Annotated in this window: 20 protein-coding genes; 13 read left to right on the top strand and 7 right to left on the bottom strand. The window is 67.4% G+C overall.

Annotation, left to right across the window (positions count from 1 at the left end):
• Positions 1–112 precede the first annotated feature (112 nt).
• A complete protein-coding gene (locus ACZZZN_RS03205; protein WP_463503782.1) occupies positions 113–955 on the top strand; it encodes an alpha/beta fold hydrolase in 843 nt (280 codons plus the stop codon).
• Positions 956–966: 11 nt separating this feature from the next.
• Entirely contained in the window at positions 967–1491 is a 525-nt protein-coding gene (locus tag ACZZZN_RS03210; protein WP_463503783.1) for a universal stress protein, read from the top strand.
• A 14-nt stretch (positions 1492–1505) separates the two neighbouring features.
• Here the strand turns inward: ACZZZN_RS03210 and ACZZZN_RS03215 are convergent, their stop codons facing one another.
• The gene (locus ACZZZN_RS03215; protein WP_463503784.1) at positions 1506–1805 is read right to left on the bottom strand and encodes a DUF1330 domain-containing protein; all 300 of its coding nucleotides are present in this window, start codon (positions 1803–1805) and stop codon (positions 1506–1508) included.
• A gap of 128 nt (positions 1806–1933) precedes the next feature.
• The gene (locus ACZZZN_RS03220) at positions 1934–2890 is read right to left on the bottom strand and encodes a GlxA family transcriptional regulator (protein WP_463503785.1); all 957 of its coding nucleotides are present in this window, start codon (positions 2888–2890) and stop codon (positions 1934–1936) included.
• A gap of 125 nt (positions 2891–3015) precedes the next feature.
• Between ACZZZN_RS03220 and ACZZZN_RS03225 the strand changes: the two genes are divergently transcribed.
• Positions 3016–4029 carry a zinc-dependent alcohol dehydrogenase family protein gene (locus ACZZZN_RS03225; RefSeq protein ID WP_463503786.1) on the top strand — a complete coding sequence of 338 codons (1014 nt, stop codon included), beginning with the start codon at positions 3016–3018 and terminating at the stop codon, positions 4027–4029.
• A gap of 27 nt (positions 4030–4056) precedes the next feature.
• Here ACZZZN_RS03225 and ACZZZN_RS03230 read toward each other — a convergent pair whose 3' ends face one another.
• Both ACZZZN_RS03230 and ACZZZN_RS03235 read right to left on the bottom strand, forming a co-directional pair.
• The gene (locus ACZZZN_RS03230; RefSeq protein ID WP_463503787.1) at positions 4057–4530 is read right to left on the bottom strand and encodes a carboxymuconolactone decarboxylase family protein; all 474 of its coding nucleotides are present in this window, start codon (positions 4528–4530) and stop codon (positions 4057–4059) included.
• A gap of 88 nt (positions 4531–4618) precedes the next feature.
• Complete coding sequence (locus ACZZZN_RS03235) at positions 4619–7420, bottom strand: helix-turn-helix transcriptional regulator (RefSeq protein WP_463503788.1); 2802 nt, start codon at positions 7418–7420, stop codon at positions 4619–4621.
• A gap of 66 nt (positions 7421–7486) precedes the next feature.
• On the opposite strand from ACZZZN_RS03235, the gene ACZZZN_RS03240 reads away from it, so the two are divergent.
• Positions 7487–8308 (top strand): helix-turn-helix domain-containing protein, encoded by an 822-nt coding sequence (locus ACZZZN_RS03240; protein ID WP_463503789.1) that lies wholly within the window; start codon positions 7487–7489, stop codon positions 8306–8308.
• 38 nt (positions 8309–8346) lie between these two features.
• On the opposite strand, the gene ACZZZN_RS03245 is transcribed toward ACZZZN_RS03240, so the two are convergent.
• The gene (locus ACZZZN_RS03245; RefSeq protein WP_463503790.1) at positions 8347–8865 is read right to left on the bottom strand and encodes a hypothetical protein; all 519 of its coding nucleotides are present in this window, start codon (positions 8863–8865) and stop codon (positions 8347–8349) included.
• 170 nt (positions 8866–9035) lie between these two features.
• On the opposite strand from ACZZZN_RS03245, the gene ACZZZN_RS03250 reads away from it, so the two are divergent.
• Positions 9036–9770: a helix-turn-helix domain-containing protein gene (locus tag ACZZZN_RS03250; RefSeq protein WP_463503791.1), complete on the top strand. Its 735-nt coding sequence runs from the start codon at positions 9036–9038 to the stop codon at positions 9768–9770.
• Positions 9771–9783: 13 nt separating this feature from the next.
• Here ACZZZN_RS03250 and ACZZZN_RS03255 read toward each other — a convergent pair whose 3' ends face one another.
• A complete protein-coding gene (locus tag ACZZZN_RS03255; RefSeq protein WP_463503792.1) occupies positions 9784–10467 on the bottom strand; it encodes a GOLPH3/VPS74 family protein in 684 nt (227 codons plus the stop codon).
• 152 nt (positions 10468–10619) lie between these two features.
• On the opposite strand from ACZZZN_RS03255, the gene ACZZZN_RS03260 reads away from it, so the two are divergent.
• The 3 genes from ACZZZN_RS03260 (at position 10620) to ACZZZN_RS03270 (ending at position 14892) form a co-directional block, all read left to right on the top strand.
• The gene (locus ACZZZN_RS03260; protein ID WP_463503793.1) at positions 10620–11225 is read left to right on the top strand and encodes a small multidrug efflux protein; all 606 of its coding nucleotides are present in this window, start codon (positions 10620–10622) and stop codon (positions 11223–11225) included.
• 143 nt (positions 11226–11368) lie between these two features.
• Positions 11369–13837, top strand: a complete 2469-nt coding sequence (locus ACZZZN_RS03265) for a glycoside hydrolase family 2 protein (protein WP_463503794.1) — start codon at positions 11369–11371, stop codon at positions 13835–13837.
• 17 nt (positions 13838–13854) lie between these two features.
• Entirely contained in the window at positions 13855–14892 is a 1038-nt protein-coding gene (locus ACZZZN_RS03270) for a LacI family DNA-binding transcriptional regulator (protein WP_463506538.1), read from the top strand.
• A gap of 17 nt (positions 14893–14909) precedes the next feature.
• On the opposite strand, the gene ACZZZN_RS03275 is transcribed toward ACZZZN_RS03270, so the two are convergent.
• Entirely contained in the window at positions 14910–16520 is a 1611-nt protein-coding gene (locus ACZZZN_RS03275) for an FAD-dependent oxidoreductase (protein ID WP_463503795.1), read from the bottom strand.
• A gap of 122 nt (positions 16521–16642) precedes the next feature.
• On the opposite strand from ACZZZN_RS03275, the gene ACZZZN_RS03280 reads away from it, so the two are divergent.
• From ACZZZN_RS03280 to ACZZZN_RS03300, 5 genes are all read left to right on the top strand, one after another.
• Entirely contained in the window at positions 16643–17677 is a 1035-nt protein-coding gene (locus tag ACZZZN_RS03280; RefSeq protein WP_463503796.1) for a LacI family DNA-binding transcriptional regulator, read from the top strand.
• Positions 17678–17750: 73 nt separating this feature from the next.
• Entirely contained in the window at positions 17751–19040 is a 1290-nt protein-coding gene (locus tag ACZZZN_RS03285; RefSeq protein WP_194763638.1) for an ABC transporter substrate-binding protein, read from the top strand.
• A 5-nt stretch (positions 19041–19045) separates the two neighbouring features.
• Positions 19046–19975 carry a carbohydrate ABC transporter permease gene (locus ACZZZN_RS03290; RefSeq protein WP_463503797.1) on the top strand — a complete coding sequence of 310 codons (930 nt, stop codon included), beginning with the start codon at positions 19046–19048 and terminating at the stop codon, positions 19973–19975.
• Positions 19965–20828, top strand: a complete 864-nt coding sequence (locus ACZZZN_RS03295) for a carbohydrate ABC transporter permease (RefSeq protein WP_194763637.1) — start codon at positions 19965–19967, stop codon at positions 20826–20828. Before ACZZZN_RS03290 ends, ACZZZN_RS03295 begins: the two co-directional genes overlap by 11 nt.
• An 81-nt stretch (positions 20829–20909) precedes the next feature.
• Positions 20910–22880: a twin-arginine translocation signal domain-containing protein gene (locus tag ACZZZN_RS03300; protein ID WP_463503798.1), complete on the top strand. Its 1971-nt coding sequence runs from the start codon at positions 20910–20912 to the stop codon at positions 22878–22880.
• Positions 22881–22985 lie beyond the last annotated feature (105 nt).

Below are 22985 nucleotides of genomic sequence, written 5' to 3' on the forward strand. Positions count from 1 at the left end.
CCACCGCCAGCGATGGCGGAAAGATTCCCTTGACCATGTGGCGGCCACACGGAGTGTGCTGTTCGAAGAGGTCGGCCACCGGGTCTGCCTTCGTGTCGAAAGGGTCAGGAACATGGGCTACATCACCGTCGGTGACGAGAACAGCACGCCGATCGAGCTGTACTACGAGGATCAGGGCGCCGGGCAGCCGATCGTGCTCATCCACGGGTACCCATTGAGTGGTCATAGTTGGGAGAAGCAGACGCGCGAGCTTCTCGCGTCGGGATACCGGGTGATCGCTTATGACCGTCGTGGTTTCGGGCAGTCGTCGAAGGTCGGTGCGGGGTACGACTACGACACCTTCGCGGCCGATCTGAACGCGCTGCTGGAGACCTTGGATCTGCAGGACGTGGTCTTGATCGGGTTCTCGATGGGGACTGGAGAGCTGGCTCGGTACGTATCGCGCTACGGCCACGATCGTGTCGCGAAGCTCGCGTTCCTGGCGTCGCTGGAACCGTTCCTGCTGCAGCGCGAGGACAACCACGACGGATTGCCCCGGGCCGGGTTCGATGAGATTGCTGCCGCGGCGAAGGCTGACAGGTATGCGTGGTTCGCCCAGTTCTTCCAGAACTTCTACAACCTCGACGACAACCTCGGGTCCCGAATCAGCGAAGAGGCTGTCAGCGGAAGCTGGAGCGTCGCGATCGCCAGCGCCCCGGTCGCTGCCTACGCGGTCGTCCCCTCCTGGCTGGAGGACTTTCGGAGCGACGTCGCCGCGGTGCGTGCCGCCGGTAAGCCGACGCTGATCCTGCACGGCACGAAGGACAACATCCTGCCCATCGACGTCACCGCCCGCCGCTTTCGCCAGGCGATCCCGGAGGCTGATTACGTGGAGATCGACGACGCTCCCCACGGGCTGTTGTGGACACATGCCGACGAGGTCAACGGCGCCCTGAAGGACTTCCTCTCCCAGTGAGGAAGTCAGTCGTGAACGCCACGAGTGCGGACGTGACGCCACATCAGGAAAGAGGTGGTGCAGTCATCGCCGGACATGTCCCCGGCGGTGACCCCGAAGTGCTGCGGCGTGCGAGTGCACTGGCAGAGGCGACGGGCGTGCCGCTCATCATCGCCCACGTCGATACGACGCGCGCGATCGATGCGAGTGATCCTGACGGCTACGCTCCGACGCGAGCTGTGAGCGCGGCCCTGCGGCGTGGGACGAGGGACCTCGCCGTCGTTCGGGCCGAAGCGGGAGCGAGTCTGAGCGGCTCGACGGCCGCGTGGACGGTTGTTCAGGTGGTGGGTGACCCGGCGATCGCCCTGCACCACCTCGCAGAGCGAACAGCTGCGTCGATGTTCGTCGTCGGCACCCGGCGTGCTGAGATCGGCGAAGCGGTTCGAGAACTGCTCGACGGCTCCGTCGCCCATCGGCTCGTCCGCCATCAGCGCCGACCGGTCGTGATAGTGCCCACCGGCGTCGCGCATCCGTGGCGTTCCGCGATCCGTCGATGAGAGAGGGAGCGTCCTCAGCCGGCGGTGTCTGCGCCGTCGACGAGAACCGCTCGGTAGGTCGCGCCCTTCAGCCGATCCTGTCTCACTCGCTGGTACTCCTCGCTGAAGTACCAGTCTTTCGCTGCAGCCGCGTCGGGGAACTGCAAGACGACCACTCCCTCGATCGGGGGACCCTCGAGCACCTCATGACTGCCGTAGTCGACCAGCACCCGGACGTCGTGTCCGGAGAACGTGTCGTCGGCTTTCTCGGCATAGCGGTCGAGAGCGCTCTGATCGTCGGTCGTGTCGCGCTGGAAGAGAATGTAGGCGGTCAAGATCTGTCCTCCGGTTGCCTGGGCGGTAGCTCATCGGCAAGTCTCCCTCGTTCTCCCACGCTTTCCCAGTGGCGGCGTTGCCAGTATTCGCAAGGATTTCGCCACTCGGCGATTCCCTCGCGCCGCGATCACCCCGTCCCGGCCCTGCCTGCGAAGGTCGAGCGATATTCCGAAGGAGACACATCCAGGATTCTGCGGAAGTGCAGACGCAGGTTCGATCCGGTCCCCAGGCCCACTCGGTCTGCGATCTGGTCTACGGACAGCCGCGTACTCTCCAAGAGCTCCCTCGCGGCATCCACCCGGGCGCGCAGAATCCATTGCAGTGGCGTGCTGCCGGTCTCTTCGGCGAAGCGGCGCAGGAAAGTGCGCGGTGACATCCTTGCGTGCGAGGCCAGGTCTGCAACCGTGAGCGGCTGGCCCAACCGGGTCAGGGCCCACTCGCGGGTCGCGGCCAGCGCGCCACCGCGAGGCGCGGCATTGCTCTTGGGGAGGTATTGGGCCTGGCCTCCGTTGCGGTAGGGGGCTGTCACCAGCCCGCGGGCGATCTCATTCGCGGCGCTCACGCCGAGGTCGCAGCGCACGAGGTGCAGACACAGGTCGAGGCCGGCGGCGGCGCCGGCCGATGTGAGCACGGCACCCTCATCGATGAAGAGGACATTGGGCTCGACGGCGATCTTCGGGTGGCGTGCGGCAAGCAGATCCGCCGCGTCCCAATGCGTGGTCGCGCGCAGGCCATCGAGCAGCCCGGCATCTGCCAGCGCGAAGGCGCCGTAACAGATCGAGGCGATACGCACACCGCGGGATGCCGCTCTCTGCAGTGCGTCGTGCACCGCGGTCGCGATGGGTCGACCGGGTGGGGCGTATCCCGGAACGACGATCGTGTCTGCGGCTTCGAGGGCGGCCAACCCGTGCTGCACGGCAAAGCCGAAACCCTCGTGCGCCGGAACGATGCCGGCATCCACGCCGCAGAGCACCACCTCATACGGGAATCCCGTATCGGGGTGGAACACCTCAGCGGGTATGCCCACGTCGAGGGGGAGCGCTCCCTCCAGCACCAGAACCGCGACTCTGTGAGTTCGTTTCACCGTGCACCGCCTCTCTGTCAGTATTCTCGCGCATATTGGCAATCCCGCCACTGGTGCGCTCCTGCAGGCTGCCCCACACTGTGAGAAGACCAGTGCGGGCGCCTCGGCGTCGGAAAAGAGGGATCGTGATCGTTGCTGACACCATGAAGGCCGTCGTTCTCACGAAGTTCGGCGGCATCGATTCGTTCGAAGTGCAAGACGTCCCCGTGCCGACGGTGGGACCACGCCAGGTGCGGGTGCGAGTGCACGCGACAGCCGTGAATCCACTCGACTTCCAGATCCGCCGTGGTGACTACCCGGAGCATGTTCCGCTTCCCGCCATCACCGGACACGACGTTTCGGGCGTGATCGAAGAGATCGGGTCGCACGTGACCGAGTTCAGTGTCGGCGACGAGGTGTACTACACGCCGAAGATCTTCGAGGGCCACGGCTCCTACGCAGAGCAGCACGTCGCCGATGTCGACATCGTCGGGAGGAAGCCTGAGAACATCACCCACCTCGAAGCGGCGAGTCTGACGCTCGTCGGGGGGACGGTGTGGGAAGCCCTCGTGACCCGTGCTCAGCTCACGGTGGGGGAGACGATCCTCATCCACGGAGGTGCGGGCGGTGTCGGAACGATCGCCATCCAGGTCGCGAAGTCGATCGGGGCCCGAGTGATCACCACCGCGAGAGCCGCCGACCACGATTTCGTACGCTCTCTCGGTGCAGACGCCGCGATCGACTACGGGTCGGCCGACTACGTCGATGCCGTGGCAGAGATCACGCAGGGTCGAGGTGCGGATGTCGTCTTCGACACGATCGGGGGAGATGCGCTGACGAGAAGCCCGCTCGCGCTCGCCGACTACGGACGGGTCGTCAGCATCGTCGACATCGCGCAGCCACAAGAGCTCATCGAGGCCTGGGGTAAGAACGCCGCATATCACTTCGTGTTCACACGACAGAGCCGGGGCAAGCTCGATGCCCTCACCACTCTGGTCGAGCGGGGGCTCGTGAAACCTGTCATCGGTGCGGTCCTGCCCCTCGAACGAGCCGGCGAGGCGCATGCGATCCTGGAGAACCGGCAGGACTACGTGCTCCACGGAAAAGTGGCGATCGACGTGGTGGGCGACTCCGTCGAACTGCCCGCGCGCCGCGCGTAGGGGTGCTGTCTCAGGTCGGTGGGCGGGTCACCGAATGAGCTTCTCCTCTTTGTCTCGGGGACGAACGGGATGTTCGCTGAGGATCGAGAGCCGATTGAAGGCGTTGATGGTGATCGCCACCCATTCTGCCGCTACGAAGGTGCTCTCGCCCAAGACGGCGAGGGCGCCCGAGAGCTCGGCGGCCCTCTCCTCCGAGAGAGGGAGCTCGGTCGCGGCTTCGGTCACCGCGAGGACTGCTCGTTCGCGATCTTCGAACAGCGCGCTGTCACGCCACGCGGGCAACAGGTCGAGCTTCTGCTGAGTGATCCCCGCCTGTCGTGCCTCCCGCGAGTGCAAGTCCAGGCAGAACGCGCAGCCGTTGATCTGTGAGGCGCGAACCTTGATCAACTCCGATTCCTGGGGCAAGAGCCCCCGTTGTGCTGAGGCCTCGCGGATGGCGGATGAGAACGCGCGAGCCGCCTTCCATGCCTCTGGCGCGACCTTGTCCATGTACGGACGCATGCGGCTCCTCCTGCTCGCTTGTTCCTCGACGATCTTCGATGTTCATCACACCCCATGTGGCAGGCACCGGGTCAAGTCATCCGTGCGCCTAACCGGGGAGGAGTTCTTTCAGCTGACGGCGAGAGGTGATGCCGAGCTTGCGGAAGATGCTTCGAAGGTGCGCCTCGATCGTGCGCGTGCTGAGGAAGAGCGATGTGCCGACCTCGCGTGATGTCGCTCCTGTGGCCACCATGCGGGCTATCTGCAGCTCGTGCGCTGTCAGCGTGTCGGTCGGCTCGCCAGATCCTCTTCGGGGGCTCTCCCCGGTGGCGACCAACTCGCGAGCCGCACGTGCTGCGAAAGCCTCGGCGCCCATGCCGGCCAGCGAGTCGTGTGCGATCCGGAGCTGTTCGCGGGCTTCCTGGCGCCGTCCCCTGCGCCGCAGCCACTCCCCGTAGAGCAGGTGTGTTCGAAAGAGGTCGCCTTTCACACTGCAGGCGGACAGCAGATCGATCGACTCCCGGTAGAGTTCGTCGGCGCTGTCGTCTCTGGCGACCAGTGCTCGGGACCGCGCGGCGAGTCCGAGTGCCCAGGGCGTGCGGCTCGCCTCCGCGCGCGTGCAGAACTCAGCGAGAGCCGAGTCTGCGAGTTCCCGTTCGTCTGCGCGGACGGCTGCTTCCACAAGCTCGGGAAGAGCGATGCCGCTGTTCGAGAACTCGTGGGGCCGTGTGGCTCGCACGGCCGCCGCCACCGCCGCAGGGTAGTTCCCCCGGCCGTTGTGGAGGACCGCCAGCGCATAGTTGGCGGTCGCGGTCAGAGTTCCCCCTTTTCGCATCCGCGCTCTTCGGCCGGTGGCGGCGAAGAGCCGGGTGGTCTCCTGCTCCTCTCCGCGCCACGCGGCCACGATGAGGCGTGCGTACGGTTGGGCGACCGCGCCTGTCGCATGCGAGATCTCGGCACCCTCCTCAGCCAGTTCGGCCGCCTGTCGAAGGTCACCGCACAGTGCCAGGGTGGCAGACAGGGCCGCGAGTGCCCCGGGGAGCGTCGCCAAGTCGCCAGCCTCCCTCGCGAGGCGGACGTTGCGCTCGACGAGCACGCGTACGGTCTCGTCGTCGAAGAGCCCCGCCGCCGCTCGGGCCGCCGACCACATCCATCGACGACTCCCCATCTGACCGATCGCTTCGCCGTCGAAACCGTGCTCGCGAAAAGCCTCCAGGGCCCGACGAACCACCGGCACACCGACGGCATACCCCTCGGTGAACGCGACGACGAGCCCGTCGAGCAGCTCATCCGCCGGCGAGGGCGCACGGGGAGGCGGCGGTGCGGCGAGAGCTGCCGAGGCCACTTCCTTCACTCCTCGCTTCTCGCCGGACCCGCCGATGATCATCGCCGCATCCAATGCATGCAGGTACGTCTCACGGGCGAGCGAACCATTCAACGGCGCCAGCGTCAGAGCGGCGTCGAGCAGCATCCCCGGCGCATCGCTTCCCTCCCTCCGGTGGAAGGCAAGTCGTGCCTGGAGAAGTTCGAGCCGTGCACGTTGCAGAGCGTCCAGCGGTCCCACCGCGGCGATCGCCGCCAGATCGAGAGCCGCATCGAACGCCCCCGCGTCATGCTTGGCGTGCGCTGCGTCGAGGGCCCGGCCCGCGCGGGACGCGGCGTCGGGGGAGATCTCCGCCGAACGTTGCAAAAAAGCAGCCGCGGCCGCCGCGCCGCCCCTGGCGAGTGTGCGCGCGGCCGAGCGCTCGAGCTCGCTCGCCGCGTCTTCGTCGACGTCGGCCACGGCCTGCGCACGATGCCAGGCGTGCCGGTCGGGATCGACCTGCGCGTCGGTCGCGACCGCCAACGCAGCGTGCGCGCGGCGCCTTTCCGCGGGCGAGGCCGCCCGGTAGACGGCCGAACGCACGAGCGGGTGACGAAACCTCACCTGGGTGTCGATCTCCAGGAGTCCTGATGCTTCGGCGGCCTCGCTCGCCGCGTGATCGGCGCCGATCACGTCGAGCGCCCGCCAGAGAAGTCGCGCATCTCCGGTGGGATCGGCGGCCGCCGTCAACAGAAGCGTCTGCGCGTCGGCCGTCAGACCGGCCGACCTCTCTCGAAAAGTCTCTTCGACGCGTCGCGGCACGCTGGCCACCCCCGGCGACTCGAACCCTCCGGCCCATTCCTCGGCTTTCGTGCTGCGCGGGAGTTCGAGCAACGCCAGGGGGTTCCCCCGAGCCTCGGCGAGGATGCGATCGCGCACAGCGTCATCGAGAGGTGCGTGAACGCCCTCGGCCAGCAGCATCCGCGCGTCGCGCTCACCGAGGCTGTCGAGCCGCAACTCCGGCTCCAGATCGGTGAAGACGTCGATCTGGGCGTGGCCCACGTCGCGGAGCGCGAAGATGGCCCCGACACGTTCCTCCGCCAATCGTCGAGCCACGAATCCCAGGACGAGCACCGACGCCTGATCCAGCCATTGCGCGTCGTCGATGAGACAGAGAAGCGGATCGTCCTCCGCCACCTCCGTCAGCAGGTTCAGCGTTGCGAGTCCCACGAGGAAGTGATCCGGGGCGGCACCCTCGCGCAGACCCAGCGCGACGCCGAGAGCTTCCTGCTGGGGTGTGGGGAGTGTGCCGATGTGGTTGAGCATGGGGGAGCAGAGCTGATGCAGGCCGGCGAAAGCGAAGGGGGTTTCGGACTCGACTCCGACGCAGCTCTCCACACGGAAGCCCGACGACCGTGCCGACTCGCGAGCGTGGGCCAGCAACGCGCTCTTGCCGATCCCGGCTTCGCCGCGCAGCACGAGCGACCTGCTGCGTCCGCCTCTCGCTGACTCCAGCAGGTGCTCGATGGCCTCGCGCTCGGCGCGACGCCCCAGGAGTTCCCTCAGCTCTGCCTCCGCAGGACTCTCGTCGATGCATGTTCTGACCACAGAATACCGGCGCGCTCGCGCGCACATCACCTAGCCCGCCCAGGTCTGTCCCGACAGAACTAGGTAGTGACCACCGATGCGGGCCGGCGCCCAGCGGTGCGAATCTGGCACGAGGGGCACGGCATGGGGCCGGGCATCCGGAGAAGGTCAGGTGACACCGTGACGTGGAGCACACGCGAACTCGCAGACCTGGCAGGGACGACCCTCAACACGGTTCGGCACTATCACTCGCTGGGTCTTCTGGATCTGCCCGAGCGCAGGTACAACGGCTACAAGCAGTATCAGGTGAAGCACCTGGTCAGGCTCCTGCAGGTGCGGCGCATCGCCGAACTGGGTGTTCCGCTGGCGCAGGTCGAAACGGCCGGAAACGACAGCGACGCATTGCTGGAAGAGCTTCGGCAGGTCGATGCGAACGTCGCGGCTCAGATTCAGCGTCTCCATCGAGCGCGGTCGGATATCGCGGCCATATTGCGCGGCCACGCCCCCGTCGACACGCCGCGGGGCTTCGAGACGGTAGCGGCGGAACTGTCGGAGGCCGACCTCGCACTCATTCACATCTGCAGCCGGTTGTGCAGCACAGACGGATCATCCCGGCTGAAAGAGATGGTCGCCGAAGAGCCCGACACGCTGCGAAGAGAATTCGACGCCCTGGCCGTCGATGCAGACGAATTGACGCGGCTGCATGTCATCGGCCGCATCGCCGCCGAGACCTCCAATTGGCGATGGGCCGAGTCCCTCTCGTCATCGGATGAGCTGCCGCCCCCGGGATGCGCTCACGACCAGGCTCGGAAGACGGTCGTCGAAGCCGTCCGCGAGCTCTACAACGCCGCACAACTCGACGTCCTCCGCCGCGCTGCCCTGGCACTGCGCTACGGCGTCGTGGCCTGACTCGCGGCGTAGGAGGAGACGACAGCGACCGGCCGGTGTCACTCGTCCCTGGTCGAGTCGAACTGCGCCATCACGAGTGCAGCCGTGCTGGCGAATCCGGAACCGAGGATGAGAAGCAGCGAGGGTGTGAACGCGGCCGGTTCGGGCACCCAACCGCCGAGGGCCCAGGGCAGGATCATCGCCGCAAGCAGCGCCGCGCTTGTCATCCACTCGTTGACCCAGAGTGCGCGCGACACCCCGGATCTGGCGCCGACCAGAATCCGCCGCCCCGTCCCGACAGTCAGCAGAGTCAGCAGGATGCCGAGGGCGGCGAAGACGAGCGCGCCCCAGAACGGATCCATCGCAACCAGGACGAGAGGCACGAACAGAGGTATGGAGTATGCGGTGAAGACCCATCGCGTCGCGGAGCGAAGGTAGAGGTCGGTCGCTTCTGAGCCTGCCAATCGGCGATGCGCGGTGGAGTCGATGTAGAAGAACACTCCGACGATGAAGGTGCCCAGGAGCGTCGCCGACACCCCTGCAAGACCCAGCAGGATCTCCTGGCCGCTGCCGTTCATCCGGCTCTCACTCTCTCCCGACACTTTTCACGCCCATCCAAGAAGCTGTTCCCACCACACGGTCAAGAGGCTCATCGGGTGACGTGGCCCCCTGCGCACCCGATCGCGCCGACTGCTCCCCGTGAGCCCCAGAATGGGACACGAGAACAAAGCGGAAGGTGGCGCTCGTCATGGTGTGGAGTACGAGAGAGGTCGCTGACCTCGCCGGGACCACGGTGAACACCGTGCGGCACTACCACCGGGTCGGCTTGCTCGAGCAGCCGGAGCGATCATCCAACGGCTACAAGAGCTACGAGGTGCGACACCTCGTGGAGCTGCTCCGCATTCGTCGCCTGCGCGAGCTCGGGGTGCCCGTCGATCAGGTCGACCGCGTCGCGGCCGGCGACGAGCGTGCGATCGCGGCGCTCGACGATATCGACGGTCAGCTCGCCGTGACGATCGCGCGGCTGCAGGAGGCGAGAGCGCAGATCCGTACGATCACCGACGGCGCGACGACCGCCGACATGCCTCCGGGCTTCGAGAACATGGGTTCGCGGCTCACCGCCACCGATCGGTCCCTGATGCTCATCTACGCCCAGGTCTACGACGATGAGGCGATGCGCGACATCCGGGCGATGCTCGAATCCGATCCGGAGGACGTGCGTCTCGATTTCGATGCTCTTCCTCCTGATGCCGACGAGGAGGCGAGGAGCGCCCTGGCGGTGAGGTACGCGGTCGGACTGGCCCACGATCTGAAGGCCTACCCCTGGCTCCGGGACCCGCTCGCTCATCACAAGAGGCGACCGCAGATCACGTGGGAGATGGTCGCGGAATCGATCGCCGCGCTCTACAACCCGGCCCAGCTCGATGTGATCGCCCGAGGTACCGCGATCGCGATGGCGGCGATCGCGGCATCCGAGGGGTGAGCGTTTCCCCGCCTCACAGCCGGGGGAGCACCGTCGCTGCGATCACCGTGTTCATGATCACGGCGTTCATGGTGCGCGCCACCGCGGTCGAGGCGGCCGCGGCTTCCCACTCGCCGCTCTCGAGCTCCTTCGCCCTGGTATAGACATCGGTCCCCCAGGGGATCTCAGGGTGGAACTGGGGCAGCGTGCCGCTCGCCGAGAGCAGAGCGATGCTCGCAGCGGTCCGCGCGCTGGGCTCGTCGCCGTCGATGAGCGCGGCCCGCACATCGCGGATCAGGGCGGCACGGCGATCGCTCGCCAGTGCGATCTTCGTCGTCGGGAAGAGCCCGAGGACCTTGCCCTCCGTGCGGTGCAGATCGCCGCGAGCGACCACGCGGTCGAGAACCGGTCCCCGCAGGAGGGGGCCGACACCGGCGAGCACCGCTTGCACATCCTGAGGTGTGCGCGACAGCGACGTCAGTGCCGGCTCGAGGAGCGGGTCGGGGGCTTCTCCGGCGCCGACCGCACGCACCCTTGTGAATGCCCCCTGCTCCTCCGCCTCGACCCGACCCGCGAGCGCCAGGTCTGCCAGTACGGCTCCGCCGAGCACGTAGAAGAGGATGTTCTCTGCCGCGATGGTGCCGGAGTCGGGCTGGAAGAGCAGCAGCAACGTGTCTTCGACGATCAGCGGCTCTTCCGACATCACTTCATCTGTCATGGGTGCAGTGAAGACCCTGTTCCCAGGACCGGGTCAAGCAGGGTGCCCGTGCGGAGCACTTGACTCTGTTCCCGGAACAGGGTCTTGACTGCGTGCAGAGAGCGACCGGCGATCGTCCGGTCGCCGCATCCGACATGAGGAAAGAACGGCCCATGGACAACCCCTATCCCTGGCTTCAGGACTTCATCGACCAGGTTCCCGACCTGCTTCAGCCGGTCTTGGTCGCCCTCGCAGCGGCCATTCCCTATTTCGAAGGCGAGGGTGCGTCCGTGCTGGGCATCGTCGCCGGGATGAACCCTGTGGTCGCCGCCCTCGCCGCCATCGCGGGCAACTTCCTCTGCGTGCTGGTCGTGGTTCTGCTCGGAGCACGCATCCGCGGCCACGTCGTCGCACGTCGCGCGGCCGGTTCGGCCTCGTCCGCCTCCGTCCCGCCCGGGGCGACGACGACGACGGGCGCCGCCGGCACCGAGACGTCGTCGACCGTCACGGCGACCTCGACCGACGCTGACGACGAGGACGAGACGACGCGGCGAGGTAAGGGTCGCACGAAGCTCCGGCGCTGGTTGGTCCGGTTCGGTGTGCCGGGTGCCAGCCTGCTCGCGCCGCTCGCGCTGCCGACGATGCTGACCGCCGCGTTCTTCGTGGCCGCCGGGGTAGGCAAGGAGCGGGTCCTGTTCTGGCAGTTCATCGCCATCGTCCTGTGGACCGGGGCATCCGCACTCGCGGCATCCGGCGTGCTCGCTCTCTTGGGGTGGTGAGGCGCCCGCTCTCCGGCGCATGCACGGCGGACCCGCGCGGCCTCTGACGCACGCTCCCCGCCGTCGAGAAGCGCGTTCGTGCATCTACTTATGCGCTTAAGGTACGCTGTCGAGCATCCGACCAATCCGATCGAGGAGCTCTCATGCGCACGACGCTCGACCTGCAAGGACCATGGACCTGGACGATCGACGCCGACGGACCCACCGATCTTCCCGACGAGGCGCGGTCCCTCTTCGACGTGTCCGTTCCCGCGCGGGTGCCTGGCGCGGTGCACCCCGATCTTCAGGCGGCGGGGATCATCGCGGATCCGCTGGTCGACCGCAATGAACTCGGTGTCGCGTGGGTGTCGCGCACCGATTGGCGCCTCACGCGGCAATTCGGGCCGGTGCGCGCGGGCGAGCGTGTCGATCTCGTCCTGGACGGCGTGGACACCGTCGCCTCGGCCGTCCTCAACGGCTCCGAGGTGGGGGTGACGAGGAACATGCACCGTTCCTATCGGTTCGACATCACCTCCGCCGTTCGCGACGACAACACGCTCGATCTGCGCTTCACGTCTCCGTATACGGAGGCCGAGCGCTGGGAGCGCGAACTCGGTGCTCGTCCGAGCGCCTATCCCGAGCCCTTCGCCTTCATCCGCAAGATGGCCAGCAGCTTCGGGTGGGACTGGGGCCCCACCCTGCCATCGTGCGGGTTGTGGCGCGGCGTGCGTGTGGAGTCGTGGAGCACGGCGCGCATCGCCACCGTCCGCCCCCTCGTGGATGTGGTGGAAGGCACGGGCATACTCACGATCCACATCGAGCTCGAGCGTGCGGAGTCGGGACGGGATCGCGCGTTGCAGGTGGAGGTGACGATCGACGGTCAGGCCGTCCGTGCGGAGGTGCCGCACGGCGAGGATGCGGTGAGCGTCGTCGTCGCGGTCCCCGAGGTGCGCCGATGGCAGCCGCAGGGGTCTGGCGATGCCCACCTGTACGGAGTCGATGTCACGGTGTCAACCGGCGCGGAGATCATCGACGAGCACCGCACCCGGGTGGGGTTCCGTACCGTCGCCGTCGACCGCACCCCGGATGCCGAGGGGACTCCCTTCGTGCTGTCCGTGAACGGGCGACGTCGATTCGTCAAAGGTGTGAACTGGATCCCCGAGAGCGTCTTCCCCGGAACGATCCAGCCGGGACGCGTGCGGGAGCGCCTCGAGCAGGCCGTCGCCGCGAATGTCGACCTGATTCGCGTCTGGGGTGGCGGCGTGTACGAGAGCGAGGAGTTCTACGACGCCTGCGACGAGCTGGGTCTGCTCGTCTGGCAGGACTTCCTCTTCGCGTGCGCCGCATATCCCGAGGAGGAGCCGATCAGGGCGGAGGTGATCGCCGAAGCCCGCGAGAACGTCGTCCGCCTCAGCGCGCACCCGAGTCTCGCGCTCTGGAACGGGAACAACGAGAACCTCTGGATGCGTCTCGACAAGGACTGGGCGACGCAGCCCGGAGGAGAACTCTCCTGGGGGGAGCGGTACTACCTGGAGTGGCTGCCCGAAGTCGTTCGCGAGCTCGATCCGACTCGGCCCTATACGGAGGGGAGCCCGTGGTCCGGCAGTTGGGCGCACGACCCCAATGACGCCGATCATCAGACCTTCCATTCGTGGGACGCCTGGAACGAAGACGACTACGCCGTCTACCGCGACAGCTCGCCGCGCTTCGTCTCCGAGTTCGGCTGGCAGGGGGCCGCGGCGTGGCGGACGCTTCGCGACGCGGTCAGCGACCCTGAGCTTCGTGTCGAGTCCGAGAACGTCCGTCATCACCAGAAGGCCATCGACGGGCACGCGAAACTCGCACGCAATCTCGCCCGCCACCTCCCGGCGACGGAGGACTTCGATCGGTGGCACCTGCAGACGCAGTGGATGCAGGTCGAGGCGGTCCGCACCGGTGTGCTGCACTGGCGAGCGAGTTGGCCACGCACAGCGGGCACCATCCTGTGGCAGCTCAACGATCTCTGGCCCGTCACATCATGGTCGGCGATCGACAGTGCCGGCCGCTGCAAGCCCCTCTACTTCGCACTTCGGGACATGTATCAGCCACGAGTGCTCACCATCGAGCCGCGTGATGGTGCCCTGGAGCTGTGCGTCATCAACGACGAGGACCACGCGTGGGAAGGGCCGGTGCAGCTGGCGCGGCGCCGCGCAGACGGAGCGTCGACGGCGGAGCGGTCGTACGCGGTCTCGGTTCCGCCACGATCGGTCACCCGCACCACAGTGCCCTCGGTCATCGCCGATTCACCGGATCCGGCGGGCGAGTTCATCGTCGCGACGCTCGGTGACGAGCGCGCGCTCTGGCATCTCGCCTCGCCGCGAGACTCTCGGCCTCCCGCGACACCGCTGGAGATCACGGTCGCCGTCGTGAGCGGTGGACTCGACATCAGCGTGCGCTCACGGGATCTCGCCCGCGACGTGCTTGTCCAGCCCGACCGCATCCATCCTGACGCGACGGTCGATCGTGGCTTCACCACCGTGCTGCCGGGGGAGGAGGAGGTGTTCCGCGTCCGCGCTCCGGAGGCGCTCGACCCCGACTCGGCCTCGGTGCCGTTCGTCGTCGCGTCGCTGCGGGATATCATCGATCCCGACTGACGGGAGTCGCACCGGTGATGATGAGTGCTGCGCGGGCCCGGCGGGTCACCATCGCAGACGTCGCGCGAGAGGCACAGACGTCGACAGCGAGTGTCTCTTACGCGCTCAACGGCCGCCCCGGGATCTCCGAGGCCACGCGAGTGCGCGTTCTCGAGGTCGCGGGCCGGCTCGGCTGGTCGCCGGCGAACGCCGCACGAGCGCTGGCCGGCGCCGGAGCAGACACGATCGGCCTCGTGATCGCGAAGGATCCTCGCGATCTCTCCGTCGAGCCGTTCTACATGCAGTTCATCGCCGGCGTGGAGACCGTTCTCGCGGACCGCTCGATGGGACTCCTGCTCGAGGTCGTCTCGGATCCGGATGCCGAGGTCGAGGCGATCCGGCGTTGGCACGGCTCCGGCCGCGTGGACGGCGTGCTGCTCACCGACGTGATGGTCGATGACCAGCGGATCGCCGTCGTGTCGGAGACCGGCATCCCGGCGGTCGTCGTCGGCGATCCCAGCGTCGCGGCGGGAATGACGACCGTGTGGACCGACGACGCCGTCGGGATGCGTCAGGCCGTCGAGCATCTCGCAGCTCTCGGCCATCGGCGTGTCACCCGCGTCGCGGCGCCGCGACGCTACGCATACACGGCGATCCGGGACGAAGCCTTCGAGCGCTCCGCTCGCGCGGCGGGCATCGAGCACGCCATCGTTCACACCGACCTCTCGCAGGACTCCGGGGCGACGGCCGCGCACGCGGTGTTGTCATCGGCTCGAGCGCCGAGCGGCCTGATCTTCGACAACGACATCATGGCCGTCGCCGCTCTGACCGCCGCACACGGCCGGGGGCTCTCGGTCCCCGACGATGTCTCCATCGTGGCGTGGGACGACTCGCTTCTCTGCCGTCTGGTGGCTCCGGCGCTGACGGCACTCGGCCACGATGTCGTCGCCCTCGGGGCGCACGCTGCGCGTCGGCTCCTCGACGTCATCGACGGGGCGCAGCAGTCAGTCCATCAGGACGCGGTGCCGAGGCTGCAGGTCAGAGCCTCGACCGGTCGGGCGCCGACCGGGGTCTGACCTGCAGCCGGGGTCGTCTACCAGCGAAGAGCGGGATCCCACCGCAGCTGCACGCCGCCGCGTTCGAGATCGCGCTGGAAGTCATCGAGGTGCCGGGCGTTCGCCCGCACCGTCGACGGCTCGATGTCGTGGTCGAGGCAGTACGACGCGAGTGCCCCCACTGCCTCGCCGATCGACCATTCGACGGGCTGGAGGCGGTAGCTGCCGTTCGAGATATGCGTCGTGCCGATGTTCTTGGCTGCGGGGAGGAGGTTGCGCACCCGCTGAGGCAGGAGGGCTCCGAGGGGAATCTCGAACGGCTCCGGAAGGCCGCCGCCACCGGAGCTCCCGCCGGTCGTGGCGTGCCGGTCGATCCAGTAGTAGTGGCCGACCCCCACGGTGTCCGGGTAGCGCTCGGCGCCACGTCCGTCACGGAGGTCGCGGTCGAAGTCCTGCTCGAGGATCGTCCGCTCCGCCCGGATGCGGCGTGACTCGCGGAAGTACGGCATCATGGCGAACCCGTCGGCGGTGCCGGTGACCTGCGGCGCGACCCGGAGTCCCGGCCAGCCGGTGCCGCCGTCTGATCGAGGTGCCTCCGTCTGCAGCCAGTACAGCAGAGCGCGACTCAGCGCCTTCGAGCGACCCCAGTGCACGTCCGCGTCGTCGACGCCGAAGAGTGGGCCGCCGACGTAGTCGTTCATCGGCCAGTTCACGATGACGATATCGCTGTCATAGGCGCCGTCCTCGAACTGGCGCCGTGCGGCGATCCGTCGGTAGTTCCACAGTTCCGGGGCCTCGCCCATGTTGCGGTGGTCGACGTCGATGGCGAAGGGATCGTCGTCGTCGTTCACCCGCAGTGTGTAGTCGCGGGCGATGGAGCCGTCGTGGGCGGCCCGTCGGAAGCCGAGCATCTTCTCGCCGTCGAGCTGCGGTGGACGCCATTCGCGGAACTCGTCGTAGTCGTCAGGGCGATCGATGGTGTGATCCTGCCCCGCGAGGTGTTCGACCGCGAAGCACCAGGTCACGCTCTGCATGTCGAGCGGATCGCCGGATTCGGGCGCACCGGGCTCACCCGTCTCGCTCTGCGACTCGCGGCCGGTGACGTACTCCACCCCGCCGAGGTCGAGCAGGTCGCCGAGCTCGGTCGCATCCAGCACGAACGGCGCGGAGAGCTCACGTGAGTCGCCCTCGCGATCGCGCACCGTGACTGCCGTGATTCGATCGCCGTCGGCGTGGACCGCGACGGGCGTGGTCTCGAGCATCAGAGTGAGTCGTCCGGAGGCCTCGTGCGGCCGGAGCATGTCGTGGATCACGGAGACGATGACCTTCGGCTCGACGCTGAGCGGGCTCACCCAGGCCGCCCCAGGGTTGAGATGGCGGTCGGCCCTCGCGGCGGCGGTGAGCGGATAGTACGTCCGGTAGTGCTCTCGGACGAGGTCGCGGAACTGGGCGTAGCTGCGGTTGCGTCCCGTCGCCTCGATGCGTCGGTGCTCGTCGCTGGGTACGAGCTGGCTCGTCAGTTGGCCCCCGAGCCACGCGGTCTGCTCGGTCATGATGACCGATCTGCCGCGGCGTAGAGCGGCGAGGGCGGCGGAGACGCCGCCGACGCCTCCGCCGATGATGAGAAGGTCGGCCTGCTGTCGTGTCACGGAAGAACACCTTTCTTTCCCGAGAACTCTAGGTAATTTTCTCGAACATGTCCAAGTAAAATCTCAAGGGACGCCGTGTGCGCCATAGAATTCCAGAACGCTGACTGAGTGAAGGGGTGCCCATGCGCGCGAAGGAGCGTCGACCGTCGCTTGCCGAGGTGGCGGGCGAGGCGGGGGTCTCGATCTCCACCGTGTCGAAGGTCGTGAACGGGGCGCCTGACGTCGCTCCCGACACCCGTGTTCGGGTGGAGTCGGTGCTGCGCGACAAGCAGTACCTCTCGCCGAAGCAGCGCTCGCGGAGCGATCTGGCCACGGTGGTGGTCGTGCTCGCGAGTTCGAGCATGTCGTCACCGCTGACGGTCGAGATCCTGCGCGGCACCATGCGTGCAGCTCACGAGGCGGGGCTCGAGCTCGTGCTGCTCGATCTGCCGGACGGCGTGCCCGCCGCCGGCTGGATCGAGCGGACCAAGCGCAGTGGTCCGACTGCGGTCATCGCACTGAAATCGCGGCTGAGGACGCAGGAGCGGGCCAAGCTGGCAAAGAACGGCGTTCCCCTCGTCGAGGTCGACACGTACCAGCTCCCCGACAGCGACTCGTATTCGGTGGGCGCCACGAACTTCGCAGGCGGAATGGCTGCGACGCAGCATCTGCTCTCGCTCGGGCACCGTCGAATCGGGTTCCTCGGCGGGGTCTCCGACACGCAGGCGTCGATCGCCCGCAAGCACGGGCATCTGGCCGCTCTCGCCTCGGCCGGTATCGAGCCCGGAGGCGACATCATCGAAGAGGGTGACTTCACCTACGAATCCGGGCTGCAGGCCGCAGAGACCCTTCTGGGTCGAAAGGGCCGTGTCACAGCGATCTTCGCGGCGAGCGATGCGCAGGCCGCCGGGGTTCTGGAGGCTGCCCGACGCGCCCGCGTGTCCGTCCCGGATGAGCTGAGCGTCATCGGGTTCGACGACCAGCTCGTCGCGCGGATGACCGCTCCTCAGCTGACGACCATCCGACAGCCCTCTGAGGCGATGGGGTCCTACGCGGTGGAGGTCGCCCACAAACTGCTGCTCGGCTCGGCACCGCCGGCCTTCCACACCGATCTTGCGACGGAGCTCGTCGTCCGAGGGTCGACAGCCCCGGTGAGCGCTACCGAAAATATTGCTTGATATTCTCGATAGTTCTGGTACTTTTTCTTTCAGCGCGCTACGAGGCGCGTCAATGAGTCCGAAGGAGTACTTCATGCGAGCTACCCGATCCCGAGGGGCTGCCATCGCGCTCACCGGAGTTCTGGCGGTGTCCCTCAGCGCCTGCGCCGGTACCGAGAGCGGCGCGTCAGGGCCTGTCGACCTGACCATGGCACTCTGGTCCTCCAACGAAGGTCACCTGGCGCTGTTGCAGGAGATCGGGGACGCCTACGTCGAAGAGCACGGCGACGAGGTCTCGTCGATCACATTCGAACCCGTGACGAACCCGGACTACATCGCGGGGCTCACGACGCAGATCGCCGGAGGCGATGTTCCCGACCTCGCCTGGATCCCGGAGGCGAGCGGTCCCGAGTTCGTCGATTCCGGGATCCTGCACGACGTACGCGAGACGCTGGAGAGCGCCGACGGCTACGACCTCGACGACATCCTGCCTGCCGCGCTCGCACCGTGGCAGGACGACGACGGCGGTGTCTACGCGTATCCGTTCTCGAACTCCCCATTCGCGCTCTACGTCAACAACGACCTCGTCGCCTCGGCGGGTCAGTCGGATGTCGAGTCGCTCGTGGGCACCCCCGATTACACCTGGCAGACGGTCGCGGACATCGCCGCGGCGGTCAACAGCGAGACGGGAGCGACCGGACTGAACGTTCCCACCTTCAACCCGACGAACTGGAGCGCGGTGACCATGCTCGGAAACGCGTGGGGGGCAGCGCCGTGGTCCGACGACGGCGCGACCTGCGAGTTCGCCTCTCCCGAGATGATCGACTACCTCACGTGGTACCAGGAGCAGATGGGCAGGGGAGCGATTCCCGCCGTCTCCGGCAACGCGGCCCCCGCCGCGTTCGCGAGTGGTGACGTCGCCTTCAGCGTCGCTCAGCTCAGCCAGTCGGGGAGCCTCGACGACAGCTTCGAGTGGTCGTTCCTCCCGTTGCCCGCAGGGCCCGAGGGCTACCACCCGATCGTCGGACAGGCCGGGGTGAGCGTGCTCGAGCGCAGCGAGAACCAGGATCAGGCGGCAGGCTTCCTCGCTTACCTGACCAACCCGACGAATGCCGAGCTTCTCGCGCAGTTCTTCCCGCCGCCCCGCGAGTCGCTCCTCAACGTGGAGACGCTCTCCCAGGCAGCTCCGAAGCTCTCGCCCGAAGAGATCCAGTCCGCGATCATCGACGTGGTTCCCGATGCCACAGTGAAGCCGCAGCATCCGGTTCTCTCCCAGTTCTCCGACAAGGTCCGCGCGGGGCTCGACCCGGTGTGGTCGGGCGGCGACGTCGAGACCGCGGTCACCGGCATCTGCGAGCAGATCTCGCCGACGCTCGAGGGCTGACCCGCGTGCCCGCACGCACTGTCGCGGCGAGCGCACGAAGCGCCCTGCCGAGCCGGCGTCCCCGTCCTGACGGGGACCGCTGGCTCGGCGTGGCCTTCGTCGCGCCCCAGGTCCTCGGCGTCATCGTCCTCGGCGTCGTCCCGTTCCTCTTCGTCATCTGGTACAGCTTCAACGAATGGCGGCCGCTCACCGGCGGCATGGAGTTCATCGGCCTCGACAACTACTCACGTCTCATCGCGGACCCGACCTTCTCCGCCTCGGTCGTCGCGAGCCTGCTGTTCAGTGCCGGAGTCCTCGTACTGAACCTCGTGATCGCCATCAGCCTCGCTGTCCTCCTCAACCGACGGATGAAGGGCATCACGGGATTCCGCACGATCTTCTTCTCGCCGGTCGTGGTGTCGGTCGTCGCCTGGTCGGTCACCTGGGGTTTTCTTCTCGCTCCAGACGGAGGCATCAACGGAGCGCTGCGGATGCTCGGAATCGACGGTCCCAACTGGCTGGCAGACCCGTCGACGTCTCTGATCTCCCTCGTCGTGGTGCAGGTGTTCAAGGGGGTGGGCATGAACATGGTGCTCTTCCTCGCCGCCCTGCAGAGCGTGCCGGAGGAGATCCGCGAGGCCGCGCAGCTCGACGGCGCGACGCCGTGGCGGTCGTTCTGGGCGATCACCGTGCCGATGATCGCCCCCACGATCCTGCTCACCGGCATCCTCACCACGATCGGATCGCTCGAAGTGTTCGCTCCCGTGCAGCTGCTCACCGGAGGCGGTCCAGGGGACTCGACCAACGTCCTGCCGTTCCTCCTCTACCGCACCGCCTTCGTCAGCCAGCAGTTCGGCTACGCCAGCGCGATCGGCGTCGTCCTGTTCGGCATCATCCTGGCGCTGACGATGCTGCAGTGGACCACGCGACGCAAGTGGGTGCACGATGAGGTCTGAGGCATCGAAGGCGGCACGCAGCCGCGCCAGGATCAACACCGTCGTGCTCTACGTGCTGCTCGTCGTGGTGTCGGTGCCGTTCCTGTACCCGACGCTGTGGATGTTCTTCTCTTCGTTCAAACCGGCGAACGAGATCTTCCTCCAGCCGCCCACCCTGCTGCCCAGGGAATGGACCCTCGACGGCTTCGTCCAGGTGTTCACCGCGCAGCCGTTCCTGCAGCAGTACGGCAATTCGATGTACATCGCGGCGATCGTCACCGTGTCGTCGATCCTGCTCTCCGCGATGGCCGGCTACGCCTTCGCGCGCATCAGCTTCCCGCTGCGCAATGCGGCCTTCACCCTGCTGCTCGCCGCGATGATGGTGCCGACCGAGGTGACGATCATCCCGATCTTCACGGCGGTCAACGCGATGGGGCTCAACGACACCCACTGGCCTCTCATCATCCTGCCGATCTTCGGCCCCACTGCGGTCGTCTCGGTGTTCATCTTCCGCCAGCACTTCCTCAGCTTCCCCAAGGATTACGAAGAAGCGGCTCGGCTGGACGGCGTCACTCGGGCGGGGGTGTTCTTCCGGATCGCGCTCCCATTGGCGACGCCGGCGATCGCGGCGGTGGGGATCATGGCGTTCCTGCGCTCGTTCAACATGTACTTCGAGGCGCTCATCTTCCTGCGCACGCCGGAGAAGTTCACGCTCGGTCTCGCGATCACCCGCTACCAGGACTTCTACGGCGAGCAGATGTGGAACACGCAGCTCGGTGCCGCTTCTCTCACCGTCGTCCCGATCCTCGTGGTGTTCCTCATCGCGCAGAAGCAGTTCGTTCAGGGCCTCGCCCAGACAGGGCTCAAAGGATGAGTTGACCCCCCCCGAGCGACGACGCGGACCGGGCGTCGTCGCAGCCCCACCATGCCCGGTCAGAGACGAAGGAGTCGAGATATGCATGAGGATGAGACCCGCCTGCAGATGCTGCCGGCGCTCAGCCGAAGGAACTTCCTGGTCGGTGCCGGCGCTGCCGCGGCGCTGCTCGCGATCGGGAACGCGGGAGCATCGCCCGCGATGGCGACATCGGCCGGTACGGTGCTGCCGCTCGTCGCGCCGCTCCCTGCCGGGCAGCCGGTGCGCGCCCAGTTCGCCCCGAACGAGCAGGTTCTCGCGGCATACCTGATGATCGTGGCGCCGCTCGCCAACAGCGTCCGCGACGTCGCACCGAACTACGGGTGGATGGAGGACGGCTGGTGGCGCACACCGAACCAGCCGTACAACACCCGGATCATGGAGCATGTCGCGACGCTGTCGTGGTTCTATGCCAACGATCGGCCGTGGAACCCGTACTACCGCGACCCGGCACTGCTCGGGCGGCTCGACGCGGCGCTCGGTCACTACCTCTCGCTGCAGCATGCCGACGGGTCGTACCCGGAGTACTCGCCGACCGAGCATCACCTGTCGCCGACCGGATTCGGAACCGTCGCGCTCGCTGCGGTCCTCCGCGACCTTCGCGCCGCCGGCGAGCTCTACGACCGCCGCGTGCAGATCCGCGACGCCATCCGCAAGAGCTCGGCGTGGCTCGTCGACACCTCTCGTCCGCACTGGAATCGGCCGGTGCAGTTCGCCAACCAGGTCGTCGCAGGCCTCTCCGGCGTGGTCGAAGCCGCGCACGTCCTCGGGGAGCCGGCGGTGAGCGCCTCCGTTCCGAACCGGCTGCAGATCATTCTGAAGGACGGCCAGGCTCCGGCCGGGTTCTTCCACGAGCCGGTCGCTCCGGATGCCGGATACAACTTCGATGTGATGCTGCCCGATCTCGGTGCCCTCTACAAACGGCTGCCGGACCCGTCGATCATCCAGCTGGCGGAGCGGTTCGCGGCCTGGTGGGGGTACGTCGTCGTCCTGGAACCCGGGCGGAACGAGGGCTTCATCCTCTCGGGGACCAGCGCACGCAACATCGTCGCGACGTTCGTGCCCACCCCGGTGGACGACGTCGACCGCAGCGCCCTCGCGCGCACGTTGCTCCCGCATGTGCCGGCATTGCGGGCGTTCTTCGCGAGTTCGGAGGAGAAGACGCAGGCACGCACCGACTGGGCCGCGTCGACCGCGCCCGTGGCGCCGCGGCAGAAGCAGGACTCGTCGCCACGCCTGCACATGCACGTGCCGCAGGCCCCGATCGGAGTGTCGGCGGCACAGCGCGATGCCCAAGCCGCGGCGCTGCGCTACCGGCAGGAGAGCACGTTCACAGAGCTTCGCAGAGGCACTCTCGATCAGCAGTACGTCTTCGTCCGCCGACCCGGGTACTACACCGCCGCCCTCTACGGGGTGAGGCAGAATTCACTGCAGCGGGCGGGCACCAATGCCTTCTGGCATCCGGTCGCCGGGATGCTCGCTCTCACCGTGAACAGCACCGGACCCGATGACTGGACGACGATCAACGACACGGCCGGTACGGCGTCGTCGCGGGGGCCGGTGACCGCGACGCACCATGCGGGGGAGACGGCCGCCGGTGCCGCCATCTCCGCCGACGGCCTCACCGGCTACACCGGGGTGTTCACGACGCGCTACACCACCGCCGACGGATCTGTGCGCACCGATGTGACGCACCGCGCCGACGGCATACGGCGGATGCTCTCGACAGCGGGTCCGTCGCGCGAGCGTATCCCGCTGATCATCGGTCAGGACGACGTCGTCGCGTTCGCGAACGGCACGGCGGCGCCCTACGGCCAGGAGACGATCACGACGACCCGCGGCCTCACGGTCACTCGGGGCGCTCTGCGGTTCGTCATCGACTGGGGCGTCGACCGGGAGGCCAAGTACGCGCCGATGGATCGCGCTTATCTGGGAAACCGAACGCACAGGATCCTCACGATCAGCTTCGCGAACTCGCTCACCGTCGATCTGAAGGTCGTTCCCGCGGTCTAGCCAGGGTCGCGCTCATGCCCGCGGCGTCGCATGCTGCGCCGCGGGCATGTGGCGTCCGAACCGGCCGAGCGGTCGGGCCCCTCGCCGGACGGGAACGGCTCCGGA

Source organism: Microbacterium sp. AC145 (genome assembly GCF_979258505.1).